The organism is Pseudoalteromonas sp. MMG012 (assembly GCF_018100875.1).
Classification (GTDB): domain Bacteria; phylum Pseudomonadota; class Gammaproteobacteria; order Enterobacterales; family Alteromonadaceae; genus Pseudoalteromonas; species Pseudoalteromonas aurantia.
In genome coordinates this window covers 1-9,822 of the sequence record NZ_JAGJEF010000112.1, presented here as the reverse complement: position 1 = coordinate 9,822, position 9,822 = coordinate 1, and the positions used below count along the sequence as shown (strand labels likewise).

Annotated in this window: 8 protein-coding genes; 3 read left to right on the top strand and 5 right to left on the bottom strand. The window is 42.0% G+C overall.

Annotation, left to right across the window (positions count from 1 at the left end; genetic code table 11):
* The 4 genes from J8L97_RS23860 to J8L97_RS21540 form a co-directional block, all read right to left on the bottom strand.
* The coding region (locus tag J8L97_RS23860) for an efflux RND transporter permease subunit (RefSeq protein ID WP_211052694.1) at positions 1–1,278 on the bottom strand (1,278 nt) is incomplete at its 3' end.
* Positions 1,275–2,423: an efflux RND transporter permease subunit gene (locus tag J8L97_RS23855; protein ID WP_211052693.1), complete on the bottom strand. Its 1,149-nt coding sequence runs from the start codon at positions 2,421–2,423 to the stop codon at positions 1,275–1,277. The genes J8L97_RS23860 and J8L97_RS23855, both read right to left, overlap by 4 nt.
* A 4-nt stretch (positions 2,424–2,427) precedes the next feature.
* Complete coding sequence (locus J8L97_RS21545; protein ID WP_211052692.1) at positions 2,428–3,516, bottom strand: efflux RND transporter periplasmic adaptor subunit; 1,089 nt, start codon at positions 3,514–3,516, stop codon at positions 2,428–2,430.
* Positions 3,506–4,282 carry a MipA/OmpV family protein gene (locus J8L97_RS21540; protein ID WP_211052691.1) on the bottom strand — a complete coding sequence of 259 codons (777 nt, stop codon included), beginning with the start codon at positions 4,280–4,282 and terminating at the stop codon, positions 3,506–3,508. The genes J8L97_RS21545 and J8L97_RS21540 overlap by 11 nt, the downstream gene beginning before the upstream one ends.
* A 183-nt stretch (positions 4,283–4,465) precedes the next feature.
* Between J8L97_RS21540 and J8L97_RS21535 the strand changes: the two genes are divergently transcribed.
* The 3 genes from J8L97_RS21535 to J8L97_RS21525 all read left to right on the top strand — a co-directional run bounded on the left by J8L97_RS21535 (position 4,466) and on the right by J8L97_RS21525 (position 9,483).
* The gene (locus J8L97_RS21535; RefSeq protein ID WP_211052690.1) at positions 4,466–5,167 is read left to right on the top strand and encodes a class I SAM-dependent methyltransferase; all 702 of its coding nucleotides are present in this window, start codon (positions 4,466–4,468) and stop codon (positions 5,165–5,167) included.
* Between the two features lie 102 nt (positions 5,168–5,269).
* On the top strand, positions 5,270–6,358 hold the full coding sequence (locus J8L97_RS21530) for an efflux RND transporter periplasmic adaptor subunit (RefSeq protein ID WP_211052689.1): 1,089 nt from the start codon (positions 5,270–5,272) through the stop codon (positions 6,356–6,358).
* A complete protein-coding gene (locus J8L97_RS21525) occupies positions 6,355–9,483 on the top strand; it encodes an efflux RND transporter permease subunit (RefSeq protein WP_211052688.1) in 3,129 nt (1,042 codons plus the stop codon). The genes J8L97_RS21530 and J8L97_RS21525 overlap by 4 nt, the downstream gene beginning before the upstream one ends.
* Before the next feature lie 105 nt (positions 9,484–9,588).
* Here the strand turns inward: J8L97_RS21525 and J8L97_RS21520 are convergent, their stop codons facing one another.
* Positions 9,589–9,747 (bottom strand): YqaE/Pmp3 family membrane protein, encoded by a 159-nt coding sequence (locus J8L97_RS21520; protein WP_192507372.1) that lies wholly within the window; start codon positions 9,745–9,747, stop codon positions 9,589–9,591.
* Positions 9,748–9,822: the final 75 nt, after the last annotated feature.

The window sequence follows — 9,822 nt, the reverse complement described above, 5'->3', positions numbered from 1 at the left end:
GTCTTCTTCGTCTGCATTATGGTGCACATCAGCGAATAGGGTGCGAGCATAAAAGCCATTGTAGCGAGTAATTACGGGGGGAGCTGCGGTAACTATTTGTTCTGCAAGCAATGAAAGGGGAATAAAGCGATTATCTTGCATCATAACTTGTGTGTTTAGCAATTCGGTTGAGTTGTTAACCGGCTTTGGAACGGTTATGACTAAATCAACTGGGTTTGTTGTGTAGTTCAAAGTGGTTGCAGTTAACCCCGAGCTTTGCCAAGCCAAATAGCTATTGAGGTCGTGTTCAGTAAGCTGGCTCAGTTGTAACTGTTGTTTGTTAATCGATAGTGCAAGTTGCGGTTTGCCTAATCCGTAGTTACGCCGGGTGTTTTGAGTATCAAGATGCTGTGACAGGAGAGAGTATATAGCTTCTGATGCGGCTAAGTTCGCGTACTCACTGCCACCAAGTACTCTCAATTCAATGGGGCTAGAAATAGGAGGCCCTTGGCCAAGTTCACGAGCGATAACAATAAAATCAGAGTACTGGACGACAAATTGCTTGTTAAGGTGTTCTACAATTGATGAAACTAGAGTATCAGGTGTTGTTTCAAAGACGATACGTGCGATATGGCTTTCATTGGGCTGTTGTGCCAAATTGTAGTAAAAACGGGGCCCTGAATTACCTGAAAATAGATAGGTATGGGTAATTTTATCATTGCCTTTCAATTTGTGAGCAATGTGTTTGGCTATTCTTGTGGTTTCGTCGACGGAGGTACCAAAAGGAAGTTGAATATCAATATATGCTTGGTTACGACTTGTTTTCGGAAAAAACTCACCATGACTGCTTGGCAAATTCATTATGAGTACAATGAATACAACAGTCATTGTTAATGTGCTTTTTGGGTATTTTAAAGACCACAACGCGATACCCTTTGCTATTGTACTAAGTGGGTGATTAGTCGTACGGTAAGGCTTGGAATTACGGGCAAAAAACATGCTCATAACGGGGACCAGTGATAATGAAATTAGATAGCTTAAAACAATACACATAATCACCAGAACTGGGATTGTGGCGATGAAATCAGCAACATTGCCTTTTGACAGTAACATAGGAATGAATGCTGCAATGGTGGTAAGCGTCGCAGTTGCTAATGGCTTATACAACTCTCGAATGGCCATTAAAGGTGCTGCCACTCGAGACGCGCCTTGCTCTAAGTGATGAACAATACGTTCAGCCGTGACGATGCTATTGTCAACCATTAACCCCAACGAGAGAACCAAACCTGCAATTGTCATTTGATGAATAACCCCCCAAACATGCCAAATATACCAAGTGCAGAGAGCGCAATTGCTGGAATAGAGACACTAACAATTAATGCGCTACGAAATGACATGAGGCACATTAATACCACTGTCACACCCAAGCAACTGACTAACAATGAGGTTAAGAGTGAACTACGACGCTTTTGAGTCCAATCAGGTTGGAATAAATGAACATGCACTTTGAAAGGAGCATATTGGTGATTCAATTGTGCGATTTTCTGCTTAATACGTGCACCAACAGCGGTGACTTGGATAGTATCAGGGGGTAATGTAAGTGCAATACCCACAGTACGTTTGCCATCAATCCAAAATTGTTCATTACTAATTGGGTCTATTCGGTAGGCTACATCGGCAATGTTTGCCAGTAACATAGCACTGCCATTTGGTGAAAATATCTGCGTACCCTTGATTGTATCTAACGTAGAGATTCGGGTTAATGAGTTCAACCCCGTTGTAAATGACCCGTTTTGTAAAATTGGTGGGGTCGCTTCGGTATTGAGCTGGGCTACATGCTTTGCTATTTTTGTTGGCGTTATTCCTGTTTCTCTCATGCTTTGCGCAGAGTATGCTATTTGTAATTGCTCTTTAGGCGCACCTATCAAGGTTGCTGTACGAACATCTGAAAGCGAGAGTAGCTCGTCCTTAATTTTTAAAGCGAAACGATGGTCATGGAGTATGCCGTTCCCTGTGCTTACAGATAACACAATGCCTTGTGTGTCTTGAATACGGTCATGTACTGAAATATTAATAGGATTTAATTGAAGCTCAAGTTGACGAATACGATCTTTGATCCGCTGCCAAATTGGGTCGGTATCGTAAATGTGCTCCTTCAGTTCAAGGTCAATATTTGCGTACCCTTGTTTTATTCGCGCGCTGAAGGTTTGTATTTCGTCTATTTCGCTGAGCACTCGCTCAATAGGTCTGACTCCTTCATCTGTCAGCTGTGTGATGTCCATGCCTGGTTTAACCAGCAATATCATACCATTTCTATAGGGGAAGCTTGGATCTTCTTGCTCATTGGCACTATGCCATGCAACAAGACCTGTCATCGTTAAAATAGCGACGATACCAAGAACTAAGCGTGCTTGTAGGTACCATTTGGTTTGGGACATAGACATAAAGTTACCTTTTGACTAGTTGGGCCAAATTCAATTGGCTGTTTGTTTCAGAGACAAGGCTGAGGGGTTGTTCAAGTGAGGAGGTGCTTGTGACAAGCAAACCATTTTCTTCGATTGCGACTACCGAGACAGGGTATTGGGTCGTGCCATCTGCGGTGAGTAAGTAAGCTTGGTCGAGGGCATCATAACGCAGTGCTGATGGTACCACTTTATATAAGGTTTGATTGGTAATAGGTAAATGTAATTGCGCTGTAAGGCCGACATTATTGGGTGTACTGTTTGGTATAGACACGGTTATATCGAATAACGCAAGTTCGCCAATACTTGGCAAACTCCGTTCTGAGATCTGACCATTAAAAGTCGCATTAATATTGGGTAATGTTATTGTTACTTGCTGCTGGTTCTCAAGTTTAATCGAAATGCGTTCAGGGACTGAAAATGTCACTTTTTGTCGCTCGGTTGACTCAAATCGCAATATATTGCTACCTGAATTTACATAGTCGCCTCCGCGTAAATACAGTTTTGCAATTACGCCTGAGTGACGTGCAACTAATTGGGTTTCTTGTTGCTGATTCTGCGCTTCATTAAGTTGTGCAAGTGTATTGTTAACATGCTGTTTTGACACTTGCAGAGCTCGAATGGCATCTTCTAACATTGCATCAGACTGTAACTTTTTGCGAACCAGTTCTGTACTGCGCTTTTTTTTAGCTTCAGCTTGAAGCAACACTGCTTTTGCACTTTGATAATCAGACTCTCTTGCCGTAACACGCTGAGATAGGGTTGGAGAGTACAGCGTTGCTAGTACATCCCCTTTATTTACCAGTTGACCTTCTCGTACGACAACGTGATCGATTCTACCATCGACAAACAAGGCCATATCATAACTGGTGTAGCCTTGAACGCGGCCATAGAAAACCTGTTCAGGTACTTTGTTGACTCGCGTGGCGTGAACACTGTCACTTACTATTGTAGTTGGCTTATCTGCGCTATCACCTAACGTCTCGGTTTCTAAAGGTTGCTTGTTACACCCGATTAAAGTGGCACATACACTGATCAAGTATAGGTATTTAAATACACTCTCATTAAAAAACATACGCGTAGCCAACCAAAATCTGTGCAGAACCTGATTTATCAATTAACGGCGAGTCTTTGATATCGCTGCCATAAGATAAATAACTAATATCCGCTTTTATCATGTGCTTTTTATTGAACATCCAGGTGCTATTTACGCCTATCTCAAAGCTTGTTGTAGCCCCTGGTTGATAAAATTGGCGAGTGCTGAGCGTTTCGTTTTGCATTACTCCAAAGTAGTAATCTACAAGATCATCGCTTTGATAATTTGCCCCAATATAAGGTATTATTCGTCCATTATTCATCATAAAAGGCACGCCATAACTTGCGCTTAATTCATATCCCTTATGGGTACTTGATATATCGTGCGTAAATTCGACGCCGAACTCACCAAATTGCGTGTCTATTTCCGCTTCAATCCCCGCATCAAAACTCATATCGCGGTCTTCCATACCCTTGAATATATCGCGGTCTTCCATACCCTTGAATATATCGCTGTCGGCTTGTTCATAACCATCAAAGCGCAGGTTGGCAATTGCAGAGATTTCTAGCGTTTGATTGGCAAAAAATTGATAGCTGGCACGCGGACCGAGCAAAGAGAAATTACCGTATTGTAGTCCAACTATCGGGATCAAATTGGTTTCGTTTCCTACATCTACATAGCCTTGGTCTTGAGAGATTGTGGCAATGCCTAAGCTCCATGTTAATTCGGGTGAGGGTGTGTTGGCGTGCACATATGTAGAGCAAGCTAGTAGACAAGCCATGTAACCGATTTTTGTTAAAGTCATACTATATCCTTTGCAAGTAGGTAAAATGTTATTCCGTGCTATTGTGTTTATTTAACGACAGAATGAGTTGATGTAGGTAATGTAAAGCACGAAGCTTTCTAGAAACTTACAATACGTAATTATTTTAAAAATATGAGATTTCGCAGGTTTTAGGTAGCTATGAACGCGAATTCAAGAGGCAATATGACATCGAAACTGTATACCGAATTTGCAACAGAATATGACCAAGTAGTGCAAAGTAATATATATAATGCGCATTATGAACGGCCCTCTTTGCAAGCGCTAATAGATAGAGTGAAAAACTTAGATGTATTAGATCTTGGTTGTGGTTCAGGTATTTATGCTGACTATTTAATATCTCGAAATGCAAAATCAGTGACCTGTGTAGATATTTCTGATGCGATGGTTGCACTTGTGCGAAACCGTTTAGGCGCACAGGTAAATGTCTATCAGCAAGATCTAACGCATGGCCTCCCACGGGAAGCATCAAATAGTAAAGATTTAATTATATGTCCGCTAATGGTGCATTATTTAGCAGACTTGGTGCCTTTTTTTAACGAAGTGTATCGCGTATTAAAGCCATCAGGACATATTGTTTTTTCAACGCATCACCCGTGTTCAGAGGCTGAATTGAGCCAAGCCAACAACTATTTTGCAACAGAAAGGGTGACGGATGTATGGGGAACGATAGGGCAACCAGTACAAGTACAGTTTTTCCGACGCTCATTGACACAATTATTCACTGCGATAACTCAATCGGGTTTAGTGGTCACACAACTAACGGAAGGGCAGGTGGCACGAGAAGCTGAAGTGCTGTGCTCAGCCACATATAGAAAGCTCTCCAGTGAGCCTGCTTTTGTGTTTATTAAATCTAAAAAAGCGTAATTTTCATCACATCTGGCGTTATTAGTAATTTATCGCAAATAGGGTGCGCTAAATTTCGAAGTGTTTAGAATTAAATAGAAATAATTATCATTAGAGGTTTTTATGCAAGTCGCTGCTCGTGCCGTATTATGTTTGTTGGCTACTGCCATTATGTGTGTTGCTAGTGATAGCCATGCTAATTCAACAGAGGTTGATGTTTTTCTGCCCACACTTGACCGCTCCCCTGAGACGATCCAATTAACGGGCTCGATAGAGTCAGCGCAACATGCAAATATCGCAACTATGGAAGCGGGGTCGGTTTCGACGCTGTTTGTTGATGTGGGTACTGAGGTAGCCAAAGGGGATAAGTTACTGCAATTGAACGCCACGTTAGCTAAGCTTGAATTAGATCAGACGAAAGCGAGTTTACAAGCGGCTAATATTGCCAAAATAGAAGCTGAACGTCTCCTTGACGAAGTTGTCGCTTTATCTAACCGGCAAAGCGTTGCAAAAACACTTATTGGTGAACGAAAAGCGAATTTGGCTAACGCACAAGCTGAATTGATTAAACAACAAGCTGCCGTATCATTACAACAAGAATTAATACAACGTCATACACTATATGCCCCTTTTTCAGGGATTATCGCAAAAAGAGAGGTGGATATTGGAGAGTGGATCACACCACAAAATAGCGTCCTGACGTTAGTGGGCCAGTCTAACTTACGTTTGGTATTGGATGTACCGCAAGAATACTATACGCAAATGATACAACAGCCTAACCTTAGTGCGACGGTAAATGCCGATACACTAGATAGCAGAGCAATAGACATTACTGTGAGCCGTATAGTGGGAGTTGCAGACCCTATAAGCAGGACGTTTGTTGTACATGTAGATTTACCAAGCAATAATATGGCGACAGGTGACTTTATCACAGGTATGTCTGCAACAGCGAAAATACATATGGCGTCTCAAAAAAATACCGTGTGGTTACCTAAAAGTGCGATTAAACAGCATCCAGATGGCGGAAGTAGTATATTTGCAATTGAAAGTGGAATAGCAACGAGATATTTAGTTGATATTATCGAATCACACGCTGATAAAGTGGCTGTGACTGGATTAAATGGCACTGAACATATTGTTGTTTCAGGTATTGAATTACTTAAGAATGGGTCATCGTTAACCATTAAATCTACATTAGGCAGTGCGCTATGATTGAAGCTGCTGTAAAACGCGGAACGCTAGTCACGGTTGTCGTGCTGATCACGACAATATTAGGATTGATTTCTGCGCTAAATATTCCAGTACAGATGATCCCTGACTTAGAAGTACGGACGATCACGGTGCAGACAGGGTGGCCGGGTGCGACACCGCAAGATGTAGAAAAAGAAATCTTGATTGAGCAAGAACGTTATTTAAGAAGTCTGCCTAACTTAAAGCGGATGATATCGTATGCAGAAATGGGCGAGGCAACGGTAGAGTTAGAGTTTCCATTTGGTGTTGGAGTGAATGACGCGCTTATTCGTGTTAATAATGCATTAAGCCAAGTACCCGCTTATCCTGAAAACGTTGACCAACCAAGGCTGTTTTCCAGCTCATTCTCTAATAATGCTTTCATGTATTTTTTGCTTAAACCGCAACAAGGTAATCCGTTGCAACTCGACATGGATTTATTACGAGATTTTGCTGAAGATTTTATTCGCCCTCGTATGGAAAGTGTAGCGGGCGTGTCTGAGGTTCGAGTTGGAGGGGGCGCACAACGTCAGATCCAAATTAAAGTAGATGCATCACGGTTAGCGCAGCGTGGGATCAGCTTAACTGAGGTAAGAAATGCCATTAGAACACGAAATAGAGATGCTTCGGGCGGGGATATTGAAAGTGGACAGAGCCGCTACTTACTTCGTGTTGTTGGGCGTTTTGATAAACTTAGTGAATTAGAGAACCTCATTATTAAACGAATTGGTTCAGCTAATGTGTTACTCAAAGATGTGGCCAGTGTGTCGCTTGATCACTTTGAGACGCGCGGTATGTCTTATTCAGATGGTGAACGTACGTTAAGTTTATCGGTTAGGCGAGAAAGTGGTTCCAATGTACTAGCGATAAAAGAGAAAATGTTGCCGGTTATTGCTGAGCTTAATGCGCAACTATTAACGCAGAATGGCTTGGAATTGAAGTTGCTCAGTGATGACGTAAAGTACGTGAAAAGCTCATTGCAAAACGTATGGACTAACTTGGCATTAGGCGCATTATTGGCCACGCTTGTGATGTATTTCTTTTTACGCTCAGGGCGCGCGACATTAGTAGGCGTAATGGGGATACCGTTATGTACGGTTGCTGCTTTTTTTGCGTTAATGAGTTTCGGTCGTACTATTAATGTTATCTCTTTAGCTGGTGTTGCATTTGCAATCGGTATGACCGTTGATAATACCATTGTGGTACTTGAGTCTATTGTGCAAGCAAAGCGAGAAGGACTTAGTAAGCGTTTAGCAGCAGTGAAAGGTGTGACCGAAGTTTGGCCTGCGGTATTAGCCTCAACAGCCACAACTGTGTTGGTTTTTGCGCCGATACTATTTGTTGAGCAAGAAGCTGGGCAATTGTATTCTGATATTGCCATTGCTATTTCAGGGGCCATCATTGCATCGATGCTCGTTGCATTATTTGTTGTCCCAGTGGCGCTTGCGCATTTTGGTAAAAAACAAGATTTAGATGAAAAACAACAGTTTGAACTTGGAACATGGTGGTTATCAATATCTAAACAGTTTATGCGTTCGCAGCAACAAGCACGTGTTATTAGTGTAGCATTCATTATTGGGATTTTAGGGTTGGCATATACTTTGATGCCTGCCGCGGAGTACTTGCCAGAAGGAGAAGAGCCGAAAGCTTTTTCAATGATGATTGCGCCGCCTAACTATAACCTATCGGAAATGGAAAAAATTGGCGCCGAGTTAAGAACCTTTTTTGATGCGCATGTTGAAGCGAATAGTGTGGCTTATGATACGGGTAAAACCACAATGCCACCACTTGAGTATTACTCGATGTCAGTGTCTGTTGGCCGCATTTGGTTTTTAAGTGCACCGGTAGATTCAAAAAATATCAATGCGATGATGTCAGCAATTACAACCAAATTTAAAAGCTATGATGGTATGCGTGCATTCTCTGCTCGTGGGTCAATTATTTCAAGTAATGATGGTGGTACGCGTGCCGTTGCTGTTGATATAGCCGGTAGCGATATCACCGAATTATATAGTGCGGCGGAAGCGGTATATGGCGAGGCTGAGCGATTATTTGATAATCCACAAATTGACTCAGACCCTGGTTCTTTGGCACTCGAACAACCTTTAATTGAAATAAAGCCGCGATGGCATAGATTGGCAGAGCTTGGGATCAGTAACGGTGATTTTGGTTATACTGTGGCAGCGATGAGTGATGGAGCATATGTTGATGAGTTCATTTTGAATGATGACAAAGTCGACATGTTCTTGTTTAGTGGTGCAGGAAACCGACAAGACTTAACTGAATTGGCTAATACACCAATTGTTACCCCTCATGGGCAGGTTTTACCGTTAAATGCACTGGCAGATTTGGTGGAGAGTAAAAATAGTAACTCTGTACGCCGTGTTGATGGAAATCGCACAGTCACGGTTTACATTATTCCGCCACGAGATGTTGCGTTAGAAACTGCAGAAGAAATTGTACGCCAACAGTTACTGCCAAATTTGTGGCAGCAAGGTAAAATTGCACAAGGTATTAAGCTCAATATCAGTGGTGCAGCAGACCAACTTGAAGCAACTAAATCCGCGTTGTCAGGCAATTTTGTGATTGCATTGGTTTTAAGTTATTTGCTGCTGGTGGCTATATTTACGCATTGGCGTTATCCTCTGTTTATTTTAGCAACGGTACCGCTTGGTATGGCAGGTGGTTTGCTGGGGCTGGTTACTGTTAATGGGATTAATAGTATGCTGACAGGGCTCGGTATCGCCGCTTTTCACCAACCGTTTGATATGATCACTATGCTAGGTTTTCTCATTTTATTGGGTACGGTGGTAAACAATCCGATTCTTATTGTAGATCAAACTCGACGCTTCATTATAGATAAGGCTATGCCTGTTCGTGAAGCTGTTGAACAAGCAGTGGCTAAGCGTTTAAGACCTATCTTGATGTCAACAGCAACAACGATATTTGGGTTAGCGCCTTTGGTACTTATTCCAGGTGAAGGTACAGAACTTTATAGAGGCGTAGGGGTGATTGTGCTCAGTGGTATATTGGTTTCAACGGTATTAAGCTTGACTTTTTTACCTGCGTTACTTGTCGCGGTTATTAACCAGAGTGAACGAAAATAACGCTGCATAATCGTTTGATAGGCGTCACGGCAAGACGACCATGTAAGTATTACATGGTCGTTTGGTTATTGATGTAAATATTGAATTATCTTATGAAAGGCGTGTTTATTTTTTCGCTATCACCCAAACCGCATGAATAATGCCGGGTACATAACCAAATAGAGTGAGTAAAATATTCAACCAAAAAGCCCCTCCCAAACCGACCTGTAAAAACACCCCTAAAGGCGGCAGCAATATCGCAATTATTATTCGTAATAGATCCATAGTTCACCCACTTACTGGTTATAGTTAACCTCAGATCTGGATAAGCGAATTTGCCCAATAAAGCTATTTTTCTCA

Bases quoted from the DNA above. Each gene is read 5' to 3' on its own strand.
- J8L97_RS23855 (WP_211052693.1), bottom strand. From the start codon at position 2,423: ATGTCTATGTCCCAAACCAAATGGTACCTACAAGCACGCTTAGTTCTT.
- J8L97_RS21545 (WP_211052692.1), bottom strand. From the start codon at position 3,516: ATGTTTTTTAATGAGAGTGTATTTAAATACCTATACTTGATCAGTGTA.
- J8L97_RS21540 (WP_211052691.1), bottom strand. From the start codon at position 4,282: ATGACTTTAACAAAAATCGGTTACATGGCTTGTCTACTAGCTTGCTCT.
- J8L97_RS21535 (WP_211052690.1), top strand. From the start codon at position 4,466: ATGACATCGAAACTGTATACCGAATTTGCAACAGAATATGACCAAGTA.
- J8L97_RS21530 (WP_211052689.1), top strand. From the start codon at position 5,270: ATGCAAGTCGCTGCTCGTGCCGTATTATGTTTGTTGGCTACTGCCATT.
- J8L97_RS21525 (WP_211052688.1), top strand. From the start codon at position 6,355: ATGATTGAAGCTGCTGTAAAACGCGGAACGCTAGTCACGGTTGTCGTG.
- J8L97_RS21520 (WP_192507372.1), bottom strand. From the start codon at position 9,747: ATGGATCTATTACGAATAATAATTGCGATATTGCTGCCGCCTTTAGGG.